The 21,264-nt window shown below is 68.7% G+C and carries 17 protein-coding genes, 3 tRNA genes and 1 pseudogene; 12 read left to right on the plus strand and 9 right to left on the minus strand.

Going from position 1 to position 21,264, the window contains the following annotated elements; genetic code table 11:
- The first annotated feature begins 4 nt into the window (after positions 1-4).
- The 3 genes from ABZO29_RS29645 (at position 5) to ABZO29_RS29655 (ending at position 4,740) form a co-directional block, all read left to right on the plus strand.
- The gene (locus ABZO29_RS29645; protein ID WP_367323223.1) at positions 5-1,270 is read left to right on the plus strand and encodes an NAD(P)/FAD-dependent oxidoreductase; all 1,266 of its coding nucleotides are present in this window, start codon (positions 5-7) and stop codon (positions 1,268-1,270) included.
- Between the two features lie 153 nt (positions 1,271-1,423).
- Complete coding sequence (gene dnaG, locus ABZO29_RS29650) at positions 1,424-3,328, plus strand: DNA primase (RefSeq protein WP_367323224.1); 1,905 nt, start codon at positions 1,424-1,426, stop codon at positions 3,326-3,328.
- A gap of 104 nt (positions 3,329-3,432) precedes the next feature.
- On the plus strand, positions 3,433-4,740 hold the full coding sequence (locus ABZO29_RS29655) for an RNA polymerase sigma factor (RefSeq protein WP_367323225.1): 1,308 nt from the start codon (positions 3,433-3,435) through the stop codon (positions 4,738-4,740).
- A 34-nt stretch (positions 4,741-4,774) separates the two neighbouring features.
- Here ABZO29_RS29655 and ABZO29_RS29660 read toward each other — a convergent pair whose 3' ends face one another.
- The 4 genes from ABZO29_RS29660 to ABZO29_RS29675 form a co-directional block, all read right to left on the minus strand.
- Entirely contained in the window at positions 4,775-6,703 is a 1,929-nt protein-coding gene (locus ABZO29_RS29660; RefSeq protein WP_367323226.1) for an ABC transporter ATP-binding protein, read from the minus strand.
- Positions 6,703-8,436, minus strand: coding sequence for an ABC transporter ATP-binding protein (locus ABZO29_RS29665; RefSeq protein WP_367323227.1), 1,734 nt, complete (start codon positions 8,434-8,436; stop codon positions 6,703-6,705). The genes ABZO29_RS29660 and ABZO29_RS29665 overlap by 1 nt, the downstream gene beginning before the upstream one ends.
- 150 nt (positions 8,437-8,586) lie before the next feature.
- Positions 8,587-10,041 (minus strand): FGGY family carbohydrate kinase, encoded by a 1,455-nt coding sequence (locus ABZO29_RS29670; RefSeq protein ID WP_367323228.1) that lies wholly within the window; start codon positions 10,039-10,041, stop codon positions 8,587-8,589.
- A 72-nt stretch (positions 10,042-10,113) separates the two neighbouring features.
- Entirely contained in the window at positions 10,114-10,416 is a 303-nt protein-coding gene (locus tag ABZO29_RS29675; RefSeq protein WP_367323229.1) for a YtxH domain-containing protein, read from the minus strand.
- Between the two features lie 167 nt (positions 10,417-10,583).
- Between ABZO29_RS29675 and ABZO29_RS29680 the strand changes: the two genes are divergently transcribed.
- The 6 genes from ABZO29_RS29680 to ABZO29_RS29705 all read left to right on the plus strand — a co-directional run bounded on the left by ABZO29_RS29680 (position 10,584) and on the right by ABZO29_RS29705 (position 12,482).
- A tRNA-Asn gene (locus ABZO29_RS29680) sits at positions 10,584-10,656 on the plus strand.
- Positions 10,657-10,661: 5 nt separating this feature from the next.
- Positions 10,662-10,734, plus strand: a tRNA-Asn gene (locus ABZO29_RS29685).
- 177 nt (positions 10,735-10,911) lie between these two features.
- Positions 10,912-10,988: transfer RNA gene (locus ABZO29_RS29690), tRNA-Ile, on the plus strand.
- Between the two features lie 332 nt (positions 10,989-11,320).
- A complete protein-coding gene (locus ABZO29_RS29695; RefSeq protein ID WP_033530157.1) occupies positions 11,321-11,554 on the plus strand; it encodes a type II toxin-antitoxin system VapB family antitoxin in 234 nt (77 codons plus the stop codon).
- Entirely contained in the window at positions 11,551-11,958 is a 408-nt protein-coding gene (locus ABZO29_RS29700; protein ID WP_367323230.1) for a PIN domain nuclease, read from the plus strand. The genes ABZO29_RS29695 and ABZO29_RS29700 overlap by 4 nt, the downstream gene beginning before the upstream one ends.
- Positions 11,959-12,215: 257 nt before the next feature.
- Positions 12,216-12,482 carry a substrate-binding domain-containing protein gene (locus ABZO29_RS29705; protein ID WP_367323231.1) on the plus strand — a complete coding sequence of 89 codons (267 nt, stop codon included), beginning with the start codon at positions 12,216-12,218 and terminating at the stop codon, positions 12,480-12,482.
- 223 nt (positions 12,483-12,705) lie between these two features.
- On the opposite strand, the gene ABZO29_RS29710 is transcribed toward ABZO29_RS29705, so the two are convergent.
- Genes ABZO29_RS29710 through ABZO29_RS29725 form a run of 4 tightly spaced genes read right to left on the minus strand, consistent with a single transcriptional unit; the run spans position 12,706 to position 16,401 of the window.
- Positions 12,706-13,581: a substrate-binding periplasmic protein gene (locus ABZO29_RS29710; protein ID WP_367323232.1), complete on the minus strand. Its 876-nt coding sequence runs from the start codon at positions 13,579-13,581 to the stop codon at positions 12,706-12,708.
- Positions 13,582-13,610: 29 nt separating this feature from the next.
- Positions 13,611-14,399 (minus strand): amino acid ABC transporter ATP-binding protein, encoded by a 789-nt coding sequence (locus tag ABZO29_RS29715; RefSeq protein ID WP_367323233.1) that lies wholly within the window; start codon positions 14,397-14,399, stop codon positions 13,611-13,613.
- A complete protein-coding gene (locus tag ABZO29_RS29720) occupies positions 14,396-15,199 on the minus strand; it encodes an amino acid ABC transporter permease (RefSeq protein WP_367323234.1) in 804 nt (267 codons plus the stop codon). Before ABZO29_RS29720 ends, ABZO29_RS29715 begins: the two co-directional genes overlap by 4 nt.
- On the minus strand, positions 15,196-16,401 hold the full coding sequence (locus ABZO29_RS29725; protein WP_367323235.1) for an amidohydrolase: 1,206 nt from the start codon (positions 16,399-16,401) through the stop codon (positions 15,196-15,198). The genes ABZO29_RS29720 and ABZO29_RS29725 overlap by 4 nt, the downstream gene beginning before the upstream one ends.
- 115 nt (positions 16,402-16,516) lie before the next feature.
- Between ABZO29_RS29725 and ABZO29_RS29730 the strand changes: the two genes are divergently transcribed.
- Both ABZO29_RS29730 and ABZO29_RS29735 read left to right on the plus strand, forming a co-directional pair.
- Positions 16,517-17,647, plus strand: coding sequence for a DUF5937 family protein (locus ABZO29_RS29730; protein ID WP_367323236.1), 1,131 nt, complete (start codon positions 16,517-16,519; stop codon positions 17,645-17,647).
- Between the two features lie 168 nt (positions 17,648-17,815).
- Positions 17,816-18,379, plus strand: a complete 564-nt coding sequence (locus tag ABZO29_RS29735) for an ATP-binding protein (protein ID WP_367323237.1) — start codon at positions 17,816-17,818, stop codon at positions 18,377-18,379.
- Between the two features lie 1,352 nt (positions 18,380-19,731).
- Here the strand turns inward: ABZO29_RS29735 and ABZO29_RS29740 are convergent.
- Positions 19,732-20,103: pseudogene (locus ABZO29_RS29740) on the minus strand (PfkB family carbohydrate kinase); the annotation flags it as partial.
- Between the two features lie 573 nt (positions 20,104-20,676).
- Here ABZO29_RS29740 and ABZO29_RS29745 point away from each other — a divergent pair.
- Positions 20,677-21,228: a hypothetical protein gene (locus ABZO29_RS29745; protein ID WP_367323238.1), complete on the plus strand. Its 552-nt coding sequence runs from the start codon at positions 20,677-20,679 to the stop codon at positions 21,226-21,228.
- The last annotated feature ends 36 nt before the right edge of the window (positions 21,229-21,264 follow it).

The raw sequence follows: 21,264 nt of genomic DNA on the forward strand, positions 1-21,264 counted from the left end.
TCAAGTGGTCGACGCGGATCAGACATTCGTCATCGTCGGAGGAGGTCTCGCCGGCGCGAAGGCGGCCGAGACGCTCCGGGCGGAGGGCTTCACCGGCCGCGTGATACTGATCTGCGACGAACGCGACCACCCGTACGAGCGCCCGCCCCTCTCCAAGGGCTACCTGCTGGGCAAGGAGGAGCGCGACAGCGTCTTCGTCCACCCGCCCGCCTGGTACGCGCAGCACGACATCGAGCTGCACCTCGGCCAGACCGTCGACGCCATCGACCGCGCCGCGAAGACGGTCCGCTTCGGCGACGACGGCACACTCGTCCACTACGACAAACTGCTGCTCGCGACCGGCGCCGAGCCCCGCCGCCTGGACATCCCGGGCACGGACCTGGCCGGCGTGCACCACCTGCGCCGCCTCGCCCACGCCGAACGGCTCAAGGGCGTCCTGACCGCGCTGGGCCGCGACAACGGCCACATCGTGATCGCGGGCGCCGGCTGGATCGGCCTGGAGGTCGCGGCGGCCGCCCGCGAGTACGGCGCGGAGGTCACCGTCGTCGAGCACAATCCGACCCCGCTGTACCACGTCCTCGGCCCCGAGCTCGGCAACGTCTTCGCCGAGCTGCACCGCGAGCACGGCGTCCGCTTCCACTTCGGCGCCCGGCTGACCGAGATCGTCGGCCAGGACGGCATGGTCCTCGCGGCCCGCACCGACGACGGCGAGGAGCACCCGGCGCACGACGTCCTGGCGGCGATCGGCGCGGCACCCCGGACGGGGCTGGCGGAGGCGGCCGGGCTGGAGATCGCCGACCGCGCGCACGGCGGCGGTGTCGCGGTGGACGCGCGCTTGCGCACCTCCGACCCCGACATCCACGCGGCCGGCGACGTCGCGTCCTTCCCGCACGGTGTCTTCGACACGACGTTGCGCGTCGAGCACTGGGCCAACGCGCTGAACGGCGGCCCGGCTGCGGCGCGGGCGATGCTCGGCAAGGACGTCACCTACGACCGGGTGCCCTACTTCTTCACCGACCAGTACGACCTGGGGATGGAGTACAGCGGGTGGGCTCCGGCGGGGTCGTACGACGAAGTGGTGATCCGGGGAGACGCGGGAAAGCGTGAATTCATCGCGTTCTGGCTGAAGGAGCGGCGGGTGCTGGCCGGGATGAACGTCAACGTGTGGGATGTCACGGACCCCATCCAGCAGCTGATCCGGTCCCGGGCCCAGGTGAACACGGAGGCATTGGCGGACCCGCACATTCCGCTGGAAAGCGTCGCATCTTAGGCGTCGGTCCGTCCCACCAGAAGTGCCGGTCCGTCCCTGTGCTGTGACTCCCGGGGGCGCAGCGACCGACACCCGCTGCGCGGCGGGCCGGCCCCCGGCCGGGTGCCGGTCATCGCGCCCAGGAGTGTCAGTTCGGCCCCGTAGAATTCACGCGTGGCAGGACGGATCAACGACGAGGACGTGAAGGCGGTACGGGACGCGGTCCCGATCGACGCCGTGGTGTCCGAGTACCTCCAGCTGCGAGGCGCGGGCGGGGGCAACCTCAAGGGTCTCTGCCCCTTCCACGACGAGAAGTCGCCGTCCTTCCAGGTCAGCCCGAGCAAGGGACTCTTCCACTGCTTCGGCTGCCAGGAGGGCGGCGACACCATCACGTTCGTGATGAAGGTCGACCACCTCTCCTTCTCCGAGGCGGTCGAGCGTCTCGCCGCCCAGGCCGGCATCACCCTGCGGTACGAGGAGGGCGGGTACAACCCCTCGCACCAGCGCGGCGAACGCATCCGCCTGGTCGAGGCCCACAAGATCGCCGCCGAGTGGTACGCCGAGCAGCTCGCCACCGGCCCCGAGGCCGACACCGGCCGGATCTTCCTCGCCGAACGCGGCTTCGACCAGGCAGCCGCCGTCCACTTCGGCGTCGGCTACAGCCCCCAGGGCTGGGACCACCTCACCCGCTATCTGCGCGGCAAGGGCTTCACCGACAAGGAACTGCTCCTGTCCGGCCTCTCCCAGGAGGGCCGCCGGGGCCCCATCGACCGCTTCCGCGGCCGTCTGATGTGGCCGATCCGCGACATCGGCGGAGACGTCGTCGGCTTCGGCGCACGCAAGCTCTACGAGGCCGACACCGGCCCCAAGTACCTCAACACCCCCGAAACGGCGATCTACAAGAAGTCGCACGTCCTGTACGGCATCGACCTCGCCAAGAAGGAGATCGCCAAAGCGAGCCGGGCGGTGGTGGTCGAGGGCTACACGGACGTCATGGCGTGCCACCTCGCCGGAGTCACCACCGCCATCGCCACCTGCGGCACGGCCTTCGGCAGCGACCACATCAAGATCCTCCGCCGGCTGCTGATGGACAACGGCAGCGCGCGCGTCATCTTCACCTTCGACGGCGACGCGGCCGGCCAGAAGGCGGCCCTGCGCGCCTTCGAGGACGACCAGAAGTTCGCCGCCGAGACGTACATCGCGATCGCGCCGGACAACATGGACCCGTGCGACCTGCGCCTGGCCAAGGGCGACGAGGCGGTCGCCGACCTGGTCGAACCCCGTACCCCGCTCTTCGAGTTCGCGCTCCGCCAGATCGTCGGACGCTACGACCTCGAAACCCCGGCCGGCCGCGCCGCCGCCCTGGACGAGGCCGCGCCCGTCGTCGCCCGCATCAAGAACAGCGGCGCCCAGCACGAGGTCGCCGTGCAGCTCGCGGGCATGCTCGGCATCCTCGACACCCAGTTCGTGGTCAAGCGGGTGGCCCAGCTGGCCCGCTGGGCACGGGATCGGGGCGGCAAGGGCGGCCCGGCACCGACGCGCACGGACCCGCACCAGTACGGAGCGGCACCCCGAGCCTCGGCCCCCGGCCCGGCACTGCAACTCCGTAATCCGGTGTACGCCACCGAACGCGAACTGCTCAAACTCGCCCTCCAGCGCCCGGAGTTGGTCTCCCCGGCGTTCGACGCGTACGGCGTCGACGAGTTCACCGCCGCCCCCTACGCGGCCGTACGCCAGGCCGTCCTGGACGCGGGCGGCGCCGAGTACGGCACGCAGGACCCGCAGGAGTACCTCGTCCGCGTCCGCGAGGCGGCCCCCGACGACACCGTCCGCGCGATGGTCACGGAACTCGCGGTCGAGGCGATCATGCGCAAGACGGTCGACGAGAACTACGCGGGCGACCAGCTCGTCACGGTCCGCCGCCGCGCCGTCGAACGCCGCATCCGCGACATCCAGTCCACCCTCACCCGCCTCGGCACGAACGGCGACTCGGCCCAACTGGCGGCCGTGCAGAACGAACTGTGGGTACTGCAGCAGTACGACCAGGCCCTGCGCGAGCACGGAGCCGCAGCTCTCTGAGGGTTTCGCGTACGGCAGGGTAACCACGCGGTCACGGACCGGACTCAAAAAGTCACCGCACGCCCCTCGTGGCGGCCATGTGTCGTACTCCACACTGGGTTCCGGTGCCTGAGTCCTCGGAGCGCGGCCGATCCGTCCCCCACGGATCCCACACCCCCGCGGTTCCGCTCATCGCGTACGGGACGGACAGCGGCGAGGCCGCCGACTCCGTCCTCGAAGCAGCGCTGCCGCATACCTCGGCAGCGAACATCCTGGAGGTCGCCCCCGTGCAGACCCAGACCCTCACACAGACCGACATCAGTACCGCCATCGGCAACGAAGCCACTGCGCCGGACGCCGAGGCCGACGTTCTCGTCGCGGTGCCCGCGCAGAGCCGTGTCGTGCACCACCCCGAGGCAGAGCCGGACAGCCCGCCCGAACCGGCGGAACCGCCCGCCGAGGCGATGCAGACGGCCGAGGCCGAGCCCGTCGAACCGCCTGTCGCCCGCGCCGAGACCAGCGGCCCCTCCTCGGACCTGTTCCGCCAGTACCTGCGGGAGATCGGCCGCATCCCGCTGCTCACCGCGGCCGAGGAGGTCGAGCTCGCCCGCCGTGTGGAGGCCGGCCTGTTCGCCGAGGAGAAGCTGGTCAACACCCCCGACCTGGACAGCCAGTTGGCTCTCGACCTGGACCGGCTGGTCGTGATGGGCCGGATGGCCAAGCGCCGCCTGATCGAGGCGAACCTGCGGCTGGTCGTGTCCGTGGCGAAGCGGTACGTCGGCCGCGGTCTGACCATGCTGGACCTGGTGCAGGAAGGAAACCTCGGACTCATCCGGGCCGTGGAGAAGTTCGACTACGCCCGCGGCTACAAGTTCTCCACGTACGCCACCTGGTGGATCCGCCAGGCCATGTCCCGCGCCCTCGCCGACCAGGCCCGCACCATCCGCGTCCCGGTCCACGTCGTCGAGCTGATCAACCGGGTCGTCCGCGTCCAGCGCCGCATGCTGCAGGAGCGGGGCTACGAGCCGACACCCGAGGAAGTGGCCGGCCACCTCGAGCTCCCGCCCGAGCGCGTCAGCGAGGTCCTCCGACTCGCCCAGGAACCGGTGTCGTTGCACGCCCCGGTCGGCGAGGAGGACGACGTCGCCCTGGGCGACCTGATAGAGGACGGCGACGCGACATCACCGGTGGAGTCGGCGGCGTTCCTGCTGCTGCGGGAACACCTGGAGGCCGTCCTGTCCACGCTCGGCGAGCGCGAACGGAAGGTCGTACAACTGCGCTACGGCCTGGCGGACGGCCGCCCGCGCACGCTGGAGGAGATCGGCCGCATCTTCGGCGTGACGCGGGAACGGATCCGTCAGATCGAGTCGAAGACCCTCAACAAGCTCAGGGACCACGCGTTCGCGGACCAGCTGAGGGGCTACCTGGACTGAGGCGGGCCGCCTCCGGCGGCCCCCTCCGCGCCCCCTAGTCGACCTCGGCCACCGCCTGCGCGAACTGCGCCTTGTAGAGCCGCGCATACGCGCCGTCGGCCCCGAGCAGTTCCGCATGCCTGCCCTGCTCCACGATCGCCCCGTTCTCCATCACCAGGATCGTGTCCGCGTCCCGGATCGTGGACAGCCGGTGCGCGATGACGAACGACGTCCGCCCGTGCGCCAGCTTCGCCATCGCCTTCTGGATCAGCACCTCGGTCCGGGTGTCCACCGAACTCGTCGCCTCGTCCAGCACCAGGATCACCGGGTCGGACAGGAACGCCCGCGCGATGGTGATGAGCTGCTTCTCACCGGCGCTGACCCCCGTGCCCTCGTCGTCGATGACGGTGTCGTAGCCGTCGGGGAGGGTACGGATGAAGCGGTCGGCGTGGGCCGCCCGCGCCGCCTCCTCGATCTCGCCCCGGGTGACCTCCCGCGCGGCGCCGTACGCGATGTTCTCCGCGATGGTGCCGCCGAACAGCCAGGTGTCCTGCAGCACCATCCCTATCCCGGCCCGGAGTTCGTCGCGGGACATCTTCGCGATGTCGACGCCGTCGAGGGTGATGCGCCCACCGGAGACGTCGTAGAACCGCATGAGCAGGTTCACCAGCGTCGTCTTGCCGGCCCCGGTGGGACCGACGATCGCGACCGTGTGGCCGGGTTCCGCCGCCAGCGACAGATCCTCGATGAGCCGCTTCTCGGGGTCGTACCGGAAGGACACGCCCTCCAGCGCGACCCGCCCGCGCAGTTCCTCCGGCCGCACGCCCGGCACCGGATCCGCCTGCTGCTCCTCCGCGTCCAGGACCTCGAAGATCCGCTCGGCCGACGCGACACCCGACTGCACCAGGTTCGCCATCGACGCGACCTGCGTCAGTGGCATCGAGAACTGCCGCGAGTACTGGATGAACGCCTGCACATCGCCGATCGACAGCGCACCGGACGCGACCCGCAGACCGCCCACGACCGCCACCAGCACATAGTTGATGTTCGAGACGAACATCATCAGCGGCTGCATGACCCCGCTGTTGAACTGCGCCCTGAACCCGGCCTCGTACAGCGCCTCGTTCTGCTCGGCGAACTGCTTCGCCGACTCCTCCTGCCGCCCGAACACCTTCACCAGGGTGTGCCCGGTGTACATCTCCTCGACGTGCGCGTTGACCTTGCCGGTCGAGCGCCACTGCTGCACGAAGTGCGGCTGGGACCGCTTGCCGACCCGGGTCGCCACGACGGCCGACAGCGGCACGGTCACCAGCGCGACCAGCGCCAGCAGCCACGACACCCAGAACATCATCGCCAGCACACCGATGATGGTGAGCAGCGAGTTGATGAGCTGGCCCATCGACTGCTGCAGGGTCTGCCCGATGTTGTCGATGTCGTTCGTCGCCCGCGACAGCACCTCACCGCGCTGCCGCTTGTCGAAGTACGACAGCGGCAGCCGCGACAGCTTCGTCTGCACGTCCTCGCGCATCCGGTACATCGTGCGGTTGACGGCCCGGTTCACCAGCCGGGTCGCGACCGCCATCAGCAGACCGGCGACGAGGAACACACCGAGGGCGAACAGCAGGACGTTCCCGACCGCGGCGAAGTCGATGCCCTTGCCCGGCGTGAAGTCCGTGCTGCGCAGCATGTCGGCGACCTCGCCGTCACCGCGCTGCCGCATGGAGTCGAGGACCTGCTCCTTGGAGGCCCCGGCCGGCATCTGCCGTCCGACGATGCCCGCGAAGACCAGGTCGGTGGCCTTGCCGAGGATCTTCGGCCCGACCACGTTCAGGCCCACGCTCACCACCACGCAGAACAGCAGCGCGTAGATGGTGAACCGCTCCGGCTTGAACTGCGCGATGAGCCGCCTGCCCGACACCTTGAAGTCCAGCGAGCGGGTCTCCGGGCCGCCCCCGGCCATCATCCGCCCCATCGGCCCGGCCATCAGGCAGCCTCCGCTTCCGTCAGCTGGGAGAGCACGATCTCCCGGTAGGTCTCGTTGTCCGCCATCAGCTCGTGGTGCCGGCCGGTGCCGACGACCCGTCCCTCGTCCAGGACGACGATCCGGTCGGCCTCCCGGATGGTCGCCACGCGCTGGGCGACGATCACGACGGTCGCCTCCGCGGTCTCGCGGGCCAGGGCCGCGCGCAGCGCCGCGTCCGTGGCGTAGTCGAGCGCGGAGAAGGAGTCGTCGAAGAGGTAGATCTCCGGGCGCTGCACCAGCGTGCGCGCGATGGCGAGCCGCTGCCGCTGACCGCCGGAGACATTGGTGCCGCCCTGCGCGATGGGGGAGTCCAGCCCGTTCTCAAGGCGCTCCACGAAGTCCTTGGCCTGCGCCACCTCCAGCGCGTGCCACAGCTCCTCGTCCGTCGCGTCCGGATTGCCGTACCGCAGATTGGTCGCCACCGTGCCCGCGAACAGATACGGCTTCTGCGGCACCAGCCCGACGGTCCGCGCCAGCAACTGCGGCTCGACGGCCGACACGTCGACGCCGTCGACGAGCACCTCCCCCTCGGTCGCGTCGAACAGCCGCGGCACCAGCCCGAGCAGCGTCGACTTGCCGCTGCCCGTGGACCCGATCACGGCAGTGGTCTCACCGGGCCGCGCCACCAGGTCGACGGCCTTCAGCACCGGCTCCTCGGCACCCGGGTAGCGGAAGCCCGCCCCGCGGATCTCCAGATGGCCGTGGCGGCGCAGCTCCCGCACCGGGTCGGCCGGCGGCACCACGCTCGACGAGGTGTCCAGGACCTCCTGGATGCGTTCGGCGCACACCTCCGCGCGCGGCACCATCATGAACATGAAGGTGGCCATCATCACGGACATGACGATCTGCATCAGATAGGCGAGGAACGCGGTCAGGTCACCGATCGCCATCCCACCGCTGTCGATGCGATGGGCACCGAACCACACCACCGCGATCGACGACAGGTTCACCGTGGTCATGACCACCGGGAACATCAGCGCGAGCAGGTTGCCGGTCTTCAGCGACATCTCGGTGAGGTCGGTGTTGGACTTCCGGAAGCGCTGCTCCTCGTACTCGTCCCGCACGAAGGCGCGGATGACGCGGTTGCCGGTGATCTGCTCGCGCAGTACCCGGTTCACCGTGTCGAGCCGCACCTGCATGGACCGGAACAGCGGCCGCAGCCGCCGTACGATCAAGGTCACGCAGATGCCCAGTACCGGTACGACGGCCACGAGTACCGCGGACAGCGGCACATCCAGTCCGAGCGCCAGCACGATGCCGCCCACGCACATGATGGGCGCCGACACCATCAGCGTGAACGTCATCAGGGCCAGCATCTGGACCTGCTGGACGTCGTTGGTCGTACGGGTGATCAGCGAGGGCGCGCCGAAATGCCCCACCTCGCGCGAGGAGAAGGACTGCACCCGGTCGAAGACGGCCGCCCGCACGTCCCGGCCGAGCGCCGACGCCGTCCGCGCTCCGTAGTAGACCGCGCCGATGTTGCAGACGACCTGCGCCAGCGAGATGCCGATCATCAGGGCGCCGTAGCCGATGATGTAGCCGGTGTCGCCGTTCACCACACCGTTGTCGATGATGTCCGCGTTCAGCGTGGGCAGGTAGAGAGTGGCGCAGGTCTGCAGGAACTGCAGCAGCACCAGCAGGGCGATGGGTTTCTTGTAGGGCCTGAGGTAGGTCCGCAGAAGTCGTATGAGCACGCTACGTCTCTCGGAGTCGGCGACAGGGGCGGTGGTTGCCCCTGGCCCCTATCGTCGAACACTCCACCCGCGTTACCTCAACCGATTAAACCGACAGCAGTGCTTGTTACGGCCCTGCGGGTACGGCTCCTACCGGTTTCTTACGTTCCGCTACGGTCGGAGCGCACCCGGGTGGGTCTGTTCCCGCACCGACACGAACTGCTGGCGCACCGCCTGGCCCACCGCGAGATCCTCGCCGGGCTCCAGGACCTGCGCGGCCGCACCCTGCCAGAACGGCGGGGTGCGCGGGTCCAGGGTGCCCTGGGAAACCCCGAGCGCCCAGGTCGCCTGCCGGGCGGCGCCGATCGCGGCGTAGTCCGCCGGCTGCGGCACGACGACCTGCACACCGAACAGCGAGGGCGCCGCGGCCTGCACGGCGGGCAGCTCGGCGGCAGCTCCCAGCAGGAAGATCCGCCGCACCTCCACGCCCCGCCCGCGCAGCACGTCGAGCGCGTCCGCGAGCCCGCACAGCATGCCCTCGAACGCCGCCCGCGCGAGATGCTCGGCCTTCATCGACTCACGCCGAAGGCCCGCCAGCGTCCCTGCCGTGTGCGGCAGATTCGGCGTCCGCTCGCCCTCCAGATAGGGCAGCAGCACGAGACCGTGAGACCCCGGCGTCGACTTCATCGCCAGGTCGGACAGGCTCTCCAGATCGGGCAGGCCGAGCAGCTCGGCGGTGCCGCGCAGGGTCCGTACGGCGTTCAGCGTGGTGACGACCGGCAGGTGCATGCCCGTGGCGTCGGCGAGAGAGGTGATCATCCCGGTGCTGTCGACGAGTGCCTCGGGGTGGACGGCCATCACCGACCCGGAGGCCCCGAGCGAGACGACCGCGTCCCCGAGCCCGATGCCGAGCCCGAAGGCGGCGGCCATGGTCTCGCCGGTCCCGGCCGAGATGAGCAGCCCCTCCGGTGTCGTACCGGCCGCGTCCGCGGGCCCGATCACCTCGGGCAGCATGGCCTGATGACCGAGCGCCAGCTCGACGAGATCGGTCCGGTAGGAGCCGGTGGCGGCGGACCAGTACCCCGTACCGGAGGCGCCGCCCCGATCCGTGGTCCTCCTGACCGGCCGCCCGAGCAGCTGCCACACCAGCCAGTCATGGGCCTGCAGCAGGACGGCGGTGCGCTGGGCGGCGTCGGGCTCGTTCTTGACCAGCCAGCGCAGCTTGGTCACCGGCTGCGCGGCCTGCGGCACGCACCCCACAGCCTGCGCCCAGGCCGCGCGTCCGCCGAGCGCGTCGATGAGATCGGCGGCCGCGACCTGCGCCCGCTTGTCACCGCCGACGAGAGCGGGCCGCACGGTGTTGCCCTGGGCGTCGAGCGGCACGATGGCGTTCTGCTGGGACGAGACCCCGATGGCCTGGACGCCCTCGAGCAGCCCACCACCGGCCGCCTCCCCGAGGGACAGCAACCAGGCCTGCGGATCGACATCGGCAGGCCGGCCGCCACCCTCAGCACTCTCCACCGGATGCGGCGCGTATCCCTGCCTGAGCACGGCCCCTGTGTCCGTGTCACAGACAACGATACGAGTGAAATCGGGCGAACTGTCCAACCCGGCGACTATCCCCATGATGAAAATTCTGCCGCACCGACGCGGTTGCTCGGGCCGTGGGCGCCCAACCGTTTCGTGGAGGCGGTATCGCTAGGTGCCGCTCGTGCCCCAGTCGTCGCCGCCGTTGTGCGAACTGCGCTCACGCAGCGCACGCACCCGTTCCACCACCGTGTCGGGCACATGCTCGCCGACCTTGTGGCTCACCGTGTGATACGCCTTGCCCGCGTAGTGGCGGCCCTGCTGCGCCGCCGTCTCCGCGGTGTTGCGGACCGCCGGGTTCTGTGCGATCTGCTGCGCGGACTTCTTCAACTGCTCGTAGCGCTCGCGCCCGGCCCGTGTGCCCAGTACGTAACCGAGGACGAGGCCGGCGACGAACGTGAGGCGGTAGCGCATGACGGCCACCCTTCCCTTGTGAGCCTTGTGCAGGTCTCTGGTGCGGCATCGGTGCCAGGGGGAACCGATTGGCGGAGCACCCCCCTGCTTGCGCTAATGTATGTGTCGCAGCGAGCGCGCGCCCCCTGGCGAATACCCAGGTAGGTACGTTCGATGCAACGAGGCATTCCTCCGTAGCTCAATTGGCAGAGCAGCCGGCTGTTAACCGGCAGGTTACTGGTTCGAGTCCAGTCGGGGGAGCTCGATCCTCCGTAGCTCAATTGGCAGAGCAGCCGGCTGTTAACCGGCAGGTTACTGGTTCGAGTCCAGTCGGGGGAGCATGCTGAACGAGGACCCCGCCGGGGTCCTTTTTCATGCCCTGGGGAACCGCTCTGGCCTCGGCGGAGTCCTCAAGGTCACGAAGCCCGCGCGAAGCCGACCATCCGAAGCAGGAGATCGTATGAGCGGCTATGCTGCGGCAGACGGCGCGCACACATGTACGCGACACGCCGCTATGGGGCGGTAGCTCAGCCGGTTAGAGCAGCGGACTCATAATCCGTCGGCCGTGGGTTCGAGTCCCACCCGCCCCACCACTCGCTACGCGAGGAGAAACCATCTGACCAGGCACTTTCCTGGTCGGGGCGAGAGTGTGAGGGTCCCGGCGACCCCGTGGTGATCACGATTTCATGATCGTCTGGACGACGTCTGGACGACGATTCCGGTTAAGTCGCATATGGCGCTCATCGGGTATTTCGTGTCGGCGTCGGACAAGTCTCCGCTGGCTCGTCCCGCAGTGAGAAGCGGGTTCATGTGAATGCGTGACACCCGCTGCGCCTCCCCTGTGTTGTCTGCTAGTGGTCGATGGCCGCGCTCGATGTTGGTGATGTATCCTGGGTGCATACATCGTGGATGTTGGAGGTGTCCGGTGTCCGTCACGCAGATCGATCTCGACGACGAGGCGCTGGCCGAGGCCATGCGGCTCATGGGTGCCACGACGAAGAAAGAGACCGTCAACGCGGCTCTTCGGGACTACGTGGCGCGGATCAGGAGGCTGGAGGCCGCGGAGAAGCTGGCCGCGCGAGGTGAGCGCGGCGAGTTTGAGCAGGCCGCAGCGGCGCATGAAGCTGAGAAGCGTGCGCGGCGCGAGGCCTTCGAGTGATCACGTATCTGGTGGATACCTCGGCTCTGTGGCATCTGTTCCGTACTCCAGGTGCACTGCGCCCCTGGGAGGGACACATCGCCGCCGGGGTGTTCCACCTCTGTGAGCCGACACGAGCCGAATTCCTCTACTCGGCGACCAGCCCGTCTCACCGAGATGAGCTGGCCGAGGAGTTGGACGCGCTCTGTCTGCTCTCTCCGGTTCCGAAGAACGCCTGGCGGTGGGTCGACGCCGCCCAGTACAAACTGACCCAGAGGGGCCAGCACAGGGCGGCGGGAGCGATCGACCTGTTGGTGTGTGCGACAGCTGTGCACCATGGGCACACCGTCCTTCATGTGGACAATGACTTCGTGACGGTGGCCGGAGTCCTCAAGGAGGTCCAGCAGCGAGACGCACGAGCCTGATCTCCGGAAGCAGGATCACGTCTGCTGGCTTCTGGCCTCGGTGATCGATGTCTCCGGGGCGCAGAGCAGTCCTTCCGGTAACGGGTTCGACCGTACGCACCGCCGCACGACGCCTCATGGCTCGCGGGATCGCTTGGGCCAAGGCGGTTGCTACTGGGCCTGGCCGACCTGGCGTGCCTGGCGGCATGCTGGTGAGTCGGGAAGTCCACGTTCACCGTCCACTTGATGCGACCGCGCCCGTTGGTTCGCGCCGGGGAGTGCGAGCACGCCTGCCCATCATCGAGCGCCTCTCCGGCCACCGTTCCTTCGCCGTCATCGGACTCGACGAGAACGACCTCACCGCAGGCCTCGGCGTGTCCGCCGTCGTCCGGGATCCCCAGGAGGTCGGCCGCCAGGCGGCACGGCTGGCCATCGACCGCATCGCCGAGCCCGAGCGGCCGCCGCGTACCGTCACTGTCTCCAGCACCCTGATCCACCGCGGCACCGAGGAGGCCAACGCGCCGATCCTTGCCCTGGAGACCTGAGAAGCGTTCGGAAGCCCCTGGCGTGGAGGGAGAGGAACCCGGGCGACGGTTGAGCGGTCCTCTTCATGCCGTTGAGGCTGCCGGGGCCGGGGGTGAACCCAAGGTGGCCGTACGGCCACCGGCACGGCGCCGGTGTATGCGCGCCGGGCCACGGGGCGTTTCCCGTGGCCCGGCGATCGGCGTCCGCCCGGCGGGGGCCGGGAGGCGGGGGTTGCCTGCGACGTCAGCTTTCGGTCGGGGCCAGTTCGGGGTGCTTGTTGATCTGCCAGACCAGCTTCGGGCGTTCCCTGAGCATGTCCTTGGCGATGGGGTCGTGGAAGTACTTCTTGTAGAGATTGACGTAGGTGCCGTCCTCGATCATCGCGTCGATCTTGGCGTCGATGTCCTTCAGCAGCTTCGGGTCGCCGTCCTTGCGCAGGGGAAAGGCGCTGCCCTGCAGGCTGTCGAATTCCACAGCGATGCGCACTGGTTGCTGCTTGACGTATTCGTCGGCATCGGCGCCGCCCAGGACCACTCCTTCCACACCTCCGGAGAGAAGTTGTGTGATCAGTGCCGTCTGGTCCTTGAACTTGACCAGGTCGGCACTGGGCATCTGGCGCTTGACGAACGTTTCTTGCACGGATCCGCTGACGGTACCGACCCGCTTGCCGTCGAAGTCGGAGAGCTTGGTCTGCTTGCCGCTCTTGAGGGTGACGACATCGGTGAAGCCCCAGTAGTAGGGGGTGGTGAAGGCGACCTGCTTCTTGCGTTCGGGGGTGGCGCCGACGCCCGCGACGCCGATGTCGTACTGCCCGGCAGACAGGCCTGCGAGGATGCCCTGCAAATTCGTGGTCTTGTACTGGACCTTGACGCCGAGACGCTTGGCGGCCTCGTTCATCAGGTCGACGGCGAAGCCACTCGGCTTGCCGGAGGCGTCGGTGACGGCGAAGGGTGGCTGTTCGGCCTGGGTGGCGGCTGTGATCACGCCTGGCTGGACAAGCTTGTACGTGACGGCCGGGGAGTTCGCCGCCTCGCTGCCGCCGCCGCAGGCGGTGAGGGTGAGCAGCAGGGCGGTGGCTGCGGTGCCGGCGAGCAGGGATCTGCGGGAACAGGAGCGCATGGGCTGGGCTTTCTGCTGAGAGGGGGCGTTCACAGGACCTGGTTGAGGAACTGGCGCAACCGGGGGTGCTGGGCGCCTTCGAAGATCCGGTCAGGGGTGTCGATCTCGGCGAGGCGGCTGTCGCACATGAAGGCGACGCGGTCGGCGGCCTCCCGGGCGAAGCCCATTTCGTGGGTGACGACGGCCATGGTCATGCCGCCCTGAGCGAGGTCGCGCATCACGGCGAGCACGTCCTTGACGAGTTCGGGGTCGAGCGCCGAGGTCGCCTCGTCGAACAGCATGACCTGGGGTTCCATGGCGAGCGCACGGGCGATGGCCACGCGCTGCTGCTGCCCGCCCGACAACCGGCTGGGCCGCTGGTCGGCGAACATCGCGAGGCCCACCTCGTCCAGACGGCGTCGCGCAACCGACCGGGCCTGTTCGCGGGTGAGGCCCTTGACCGAGGTCAGGGCAACTGTGACGTTGCGCTCAACGCTCATGTGCGGGAAGAGGTTGAAGTGCTGGAAGACCATGCCGATGCGGGCGCGCGCGGCGTCCACGTCGGTGCCGGGGGCGGTCAGGCAGGTCTCGCCGAGCCAGATGTCACCCGTGTCGGGCCGCTCCAGCAGGTTGAGACACTTCAGCAGCGTGGACTTGCCGGAGCCGGATGGTCCGATGAGACAGAGCGTTTCTCCCCGCTGGATGTCCAGGCTGATGTCACGCAGGACGGTCGTGGAGCCGTAGCTCTTGCTCAGAGAGGTGATGCGCACGGCCGCGGAGGCGGGGAGCGCCTTGGCTGCGCTGGACATCGGTGCCTCTCCGGTGGTGGTGGGGCTCATCGGCTCTCTCCTCCTGCTGCTGGAACCGGGGTGTCGGGTAGGTCGGGTTCGGCTGGAGCCGGAGTGCTCTCGGGGTGGGGCCCTTCGCGCAGCCGCCTGTCGAGGTGGTTGACGAAGTAGGTCAGGGGGATGGTGAGGGCGAGGTAGCAGATGCCGGCCGCGATCAGGGGTGAGGAGTTGTACGTCCGCGCGACCTCCTCCTGGGCGATGAAGTACAGCTCGCGCTGTCCCACGGCCAGGCCGAGGAGGTAGACCAGCGAGCTTTCCTTGATGTCCTTGACGAACTGGCCGGCCAGGGCGGGCAGCACGCGCCGGATGCCCTGGGGCACCACGACCAGGCGCATGGCCCGGAGATAGCTCATGCCGAGGCTGCGGGCCGCCTGCAGCTGACCGGGATCGACGCTCTGGATACCGGAACGGAAGATCTCAGCGGTGTAGGCACCGGAGATGATCCCGATCGCCAGAATCGCGTACCCGAACGGGTCGGTGCCGAAGGGACGGATGCCCGCGGCGGGCAGGCCCACCCCCACCAGCATCACCGTGATGATCACGGGCAGGCCGCGGAAGACATCGACGTAGATCCGTGCGGGCAGGCGCACCCACCATCGCTTCGACAGCAGCAGCATGGCGGCGAGCAGTGCGATGGCGACGCCCACGACGATGGCTCCGGCGGCGATGGTCAGGGTGTTGAGGAGGCCCTCGGTGATCAGCCGGGGGAAGGTCTGGGCGATCAGGTCCCAGTTGAAGAAGGTGTTGACCAGGGCGTTCGATGCGAGGGACACGGGGGATGAGGGGTTCATGGCGATTCCTGACCATGGGCGGGGACGGACAGGGAGGCCCGGAACTCGGCCCGGACCTCGTCAAGCAACTCCGGTTCCTCGAGGAGGTCCAGAACCAGCGCGGCCAGGGCGGTCGTGATGATCTCGACGGCATCATGTGCGTGAGGGCTGCGAGCGGCTTCGCGCATCCGGACGGAGTGGCCGGGAGTATCGCGTGGGCATATCTGAACGTACGGGTGAATAACCGGTACTGCGACCGACACATTGCCGATATCGGAGGAACCGGCCGGATTCTGCGGCGACGGCGGCTCCAGTTCCAGCCCGAGGTCGGCTGTGTAGGCGGCGAGCCGGTCGGCCATCACCATGTTGTTGTTGCGTTCTGTGTACCGGGGCGCGGTCTCGGAGCAGTCGACCGTCGTGCCGGTGGCCAGTGCCGCTCCGTCGGCGGCGGCGAGCACGCGGGGCAGCAGGGCGTCCAGGGCCGCGGATGTCGCCTCGCGGACGAAGATGTCCACCTCCGCGTGGTCGGGTATGACGTTGGGGGCGCCGCCGCCCCGCACGACGATGCCGTGCACCCGGGCGGTCGGGGGGATGAACTGCCGCAGCGAGTCGACCGCCGTGAGGAAGAGCTGGGCCCCTGCGGCTGCCGAACGGCCGTCCCAGGGCGCCTTGGCCGCGTGCGCGGCGACTCCCTGGAAGACGACCCGCAGATGGCTTGCGGCGAGAGCGTGCCGGGCGCGCAGGCTGCGGTCCGCGGGATGGAACATCACCGCGGCGTCGACTCCGTGGAACACACCGCGTTGCAGCATCAGGATCTTGCCGCCGCCGCCCTCCTCTCCCGGTGTGCCGATCACCTTGAGCGTGCCTCGATGGCCGGGACGCGCGGAGGCCGCGGCGACGGCGGCGGTCAGCCCGCCGGCCGCGATGAGGTTGTGTCCGCAGCCGTGACCTATGCCCGGCAACGCGTCGTACTCCAGCAGCACCGCGATCGTCGGGCCGTCCGCCGAGCCCCGGTGAGCCGCGGTGAACGCCGTCGGCAGACCCGCCACGTCCTTGTCCACCTCGAAACCCGCCACCGCCAGTCGCGCGGCGAGCTGCTCGACGGCGTAGTGCTCCTCGAACCGGGTCTCCGGCGTCCCGTGCAGATCGAGACTGAGCTGGTCGAGTGCGGCCCGGCGCTCACGCACGGCGGCACACAGGTCGGCGGGGACACGAAGGGTCATGGCAACTCCGGGCTGGTCCTGTCTGGGTTGCCGGAACCGTAGGCCGCACCGGAAGTGGTCCCTACAATGCTTATCGGGGGTGCGGTAACCGATATGCCGACGACCGGAGGTGAGCGTGAGCGTCGTCCTCTCACTTGCCGGTGCCGGCCCGGCCCACGTCCTGGCGGGCGCGTCTCCCCTTGCGGAGCTGACAGCCGCGCTCCACGCCTACACCGAGACCGAGCACCACCACTGGGCGCTTCGCTGGGCACGCGGTCTGGAAGCCGAGCCGGACCGTGGCGACACCTCGGCCCGCACCACGGCAACCGGATCCACCCTCAGCCCCGAGACGCGGCGCCACATCCGGGAATGGGCACCCCTGTGGGCCGCGTACCGGGCCCGCTACCTGCTTCCGCTGAGTCCGGTGGGAGACCGCACGCTCGCCGAGGAGATCGCGGACATCGAGCGGCTGCCCCTCCCGCTCTTCGCGGAGCTGACCGGGTACGCGATCAGAGGCGGCAACTCCGGGCCCCCGCTGAACCGGATTCTCGGGGACGCCGGGCAGCGCGCCGGACTCCTGGCGTCGGCGGAGCGCCGCTCGACCGCACGAGCCGAGCTCGCCGACAGACTTCTGGACGACCCCGGCACTCTTCGTACGGACCTGCTCGATCTGCTGATCTGCGCCGCCCGGGCCCTGGAGGCGGACCTGGCCCGAGCCGAGCGGGCGATCAGCGAACAGCTGCCGGGACTGTGCAAGAGGATCCAGCGTGAGGGTCCGGGCCAGACCCTCGCCGGGCTGGACTCCTCGGCGTCCTACCGGGACGAGCCGCCCCGTGTCGTCTTCGACAAGTTCCACCACGGGATCGTGAACGTCGCCACCACCCCGGTGCTCATCGTGCCGTCGCTCTTCGGGCGACCGCACCTGCTGGTGAAGCACGAGCCTGGCTTCGCTGCGGTCGTCCAGTACCCTCTGCTCGCGGAGGGGGACGACCAGCCGGCCCACACCGTCGTCAACCGCCGCCTCGAAGTGCTGTGTGACGCAGGTCGGCAGCGCATCGTCCGCGCCATCGCAAGAGAACCGCTCACCCCGTCCGAACTGGCCGACCGCGGCGGTATGTCCCTTCCGCAGGTCTCCCGCCACCTCGCCCGGCTGCGCGAGGCCGGCCTCGTCACGGTCGAGCGCGACGGCCGTCGCGCCTACTACCAGCTCCACCTCGAACGGGTACGCCGCCTCGGCGACGATCTCCTGACCGTCCTGTTCCACTGAGTTCGACCGGTCGAGCCGAAGCGGGTGCAGTGCGCGGAAGCCGCCTGCGCAGGAGCGGCCGATACTTGTCTGCGCCGCGGCAAGCGTTGTCACCGATGTCGACGGAACTCCTAGCGTTGCCGGATCCGAGAGCCTTCGTGCCCCGGACGAGCAGAGGAGTTCTCGCCCATGAACGCTCAGTGCGGCCGCACCCGGTCCATCAAGGTCCCCGCCGATGCCCACGCAGTTCCCCTTGTGCGCGGAGCGGTCTGCGACACGCTCCGCGCATGGGGAACACTGGACGACCATGTCGTCCAGACGGTGCGGCTGATCATCTCGGAGCTGCTGACCAACGCCGTGCTACACGCTTCCGCGGCCACCGCGGAAGCGGTCGTGACGATGGAGATGCTCGACGACTTCCGCATGCGCCTGGGAGTACACGACAGTCACCCGGAGAGCCCGGCACCCGTGCAGAGTGACGTCGAATCGCCGCATGGCCGTGGCCTGTGGATTGTGCAGGCGTTGGTCCAGGAACTGGACGGGGTCCTGTTCGTCGAGCGAGCAGCCGATGGAGGAAAGACGGTCGGGATCGTCGTGTCCGTCTCCGCCGGCGCTTCCCGGCAGGCCGACCACGACAGGCCGTCGGCCGGAGCACAGGCCGGGCGCGAGGAGAAGAACCGTGCCCCCATCGCTTCGAACGACAGATTGAGTGGGCGTACCAGAATCTTCAGCTCACCCGGCTACGCGCGCTGAGCTGCCTTCGGCGCGGGGCAGTGCCTCGGCGACGTGATGGTTGACGCCGACGGGGATGTCGAGTGGATCGGCGGCAAGCCGCCCCCGCTCTGCACGGCTGGTCAGCCAGGACGCGGTGCTCGGCGCAGGGCGAGTATGAGGCGACCGCGGCAGACACATCGGTGGACCGGCACCTCACGGCCCTCTGCCTGTGTCCTGTACGCCGCCCTCCTGATGACCCCCGTTCGTGGAGACCTGGCGGGGCGGGGCCCGCACCGAGACAGGTTGGCCGCACCGATGTACCCGCCATCGCCAACGACGCGGGCTTCACGCAGAACATGCCCGACCGCCAGGGACTGTCAAACGAGCACGAACGTCTTACAGTCCCGACCGCCATCATCTCTGCGATCACTGATTGAGGTGGATGTGGCCCGGATCCTGGAGCGGTGATTCCGCGCGCTGCGAGGGGAGTGAGTTTGCACCCTATTCCTCGGGCTCACCTCCCAGCCCGGGGGACGGGTGCTACGGAAGCTGAATCGTCCATCCGGGACGCATTCGGGCGGCGTGGACAATTCGGTGGGGCGTATCGCCGACGTCGCAGCCATGTTCTGGACGCAGGTTGGACACAAGGATCGGAAAAGACTGGCAAGGGCCGAGATGGGCTGAGACGCCAGACCTCGTCTGACTTGGGAAAATGACCAAGACGAGCATTGATCGACAAGGGGCGCCAAGATCCTCAAAGGACTCATAATCCGTCGGCCGTGGGTTCGAGTCCCACCCGCCCCACCATTGCAGGGCTGTGACCTGCGCAAACGTTCCTTGTGGAGCCTCGAAACGGCTCCTTTGGTCCAACGGACAAAATCCGCTGCGCGCTTCGAACACAGCCTTGCGTATGACTCTCCCCCCGGGGCCACCCTCAATCCTCTGACGCGACTCTGTAGTAGTTGAGGCAGGTCCCTCAGCATGGGCGAGGCGGTCGTCCGGCCACAGCGCGAGTTGTTGAGGCCGTATTGAGGCCGCGGGGAGCCGATCTTGCGGGATACCAGTCTGTGAGGACAGCGACCCGGTACTCGGCGGACCGCTCCGTACGTTCCTCGCCGAAGGCGCCGGACGGACCTACACAACTGCCAGGGCATGTCCACGCCACCTCGCGCAGAGCCCAAAGGCCCCTCCGTGACCAAGAAAGAAGCCGTGGGGTGTCCGCCAGGGCGGGGGAGCCCGGCACGAGGACTGGAGGCATCCTGTCGCAGGGAGACCGTTCCTACGATCACCAGTCGGCGCGAGCCCGTGGTGCCGCGCCTCGGCGACGATCTCTCGGCTGGTCTGCCACGGGCAACGAACGCCGGGCGCGACCTGGCGATGTTGCAGTCCCGTCAGGGCACGGGTCCACCCCTGCCTTTCCCGACATTGCCTGGCAGTCGCAGACCTGAGCGAGGACCTCGTCCTGGACGGCGAACTGGTCGTGCGTTGGTGACCGAACAGGTCAGGGCTGCGACGCGGGTGCGAACTGGCAGGATTCCGTGACGGCGTCGAGCCCGAGGTCAACGAGCCGTCTGCCGAGGAGCCCGCGAGCGCCGAGGTGGTGCAGCAGTCCGGCGGTGAAGGAGTCCTTGCGCCTTGACCGAGTCGAAGATCTGCGTGGGCACCGTGGGAATACGGATCCGTTCCCCGTCGAGTGGGCCGAGGGCGCCATCCGTGCCGAGGTTGATCGCGACGCGCTGTGTCCCGGCGGCGCGCCAAGGGTCAGCGAGCAGCACTGGCCACGTCACCGGTCCGATGTGCCACGTCGAGTACGACACCCGCTTCGGCTCCTGGTGTGAGATGACCACCCCCGTGGCCCCCGGTCGGGATGCGCCTGCCCGTCCGACCGTGAAGTGATCACGTACGTGCGCACAGTCGCCCTATCCGGTTGCTGCTGGGGGTGCAGTCACGCTGCCAGGGGCGAGTCACGTACAACCGGTAAGGCCTGTGTTCCTTTGGTCGGACCAGCGTTGAGCGAGGTGCAAGGGGAGCGATCAGTGGTCCCAACGGGCAACGGTCGGCCGAGCCACCCGTTTTCCGAGAGCGATATCAGCCCTCGGTCGTGTCTGGCCGGGGCAGGGTGCCCGAGCAGGTGGCTCGGCCGAACAATCCCGGTGGCGGTGGCGCTTTGGACGAGCTGCCCGCGGATGGCGAGGGTGCAGCGGGCCTGGCCGCCTTGCTCGCCGAGGACGATGCTGACGATCGGATCCGTCCCAATACCGAACACGCCTTAGTGGCGTGAGTGGAAGGGGCGGAGCGTCATTCCTGACTCCGCCCCTTCCGGCCGTTTCCAGTAAATGACATTCAGCGAGGTTCAGATGTGGATCGATCGACTGGTGGAAGTCACTCATTGGGAGCCGCTTCAGGCGGAGATGTCCTGGAGTGCGACCGAGGAACGTCTCGGTCTGTCGCTGCCCGAGGACTACAAGCGCCTTGCCGCGGTCTTCGGCAAGGGGCTGTTCTCCGACTTCCTGCAGATCCTTTCCGTCGCTCCCGGGGGGGCCTTCGACCTCGCCACTACCTGGCAGAGTTTCAGTGCTGACGCTCCTGCCGAGGGTGACGACCCGCTGTACGCGCCATACAGGATGTATCGGCCCGGCCAAGTGGGGCTGATCCCATGGGGCTTCGGCCAGACCGAGTGTGAGTATTACTGGCTGGCCAACAGGAAGCCGGCGGATGAGTGGCCTATCGTGACACGGGGGCGGGGGTACCGGGAGTGGCGTCAGTTGGACATGTCCACACCTGAGTTCATTTACCGGGTGGTGGCCGACCCGGAGTTCGAACCCTTCTCCATCGCGGCTTTGGTGTCCGAGCCGTTTTTCGCGCCCGCTCCGGAAATCGCGTTCTGAGACGGGGTGGCGACGGCTGGTGGCGGAACAGTTTCA

Source organism: Streptomyces sp. HUAS ZL42 (assembly GCF_040782645.1).
Classification (GTDB): Bacteria; Actinomycetota; Actinomycetes; order Streptomycetales; family Streptomycetaceae; genus Streptomyces.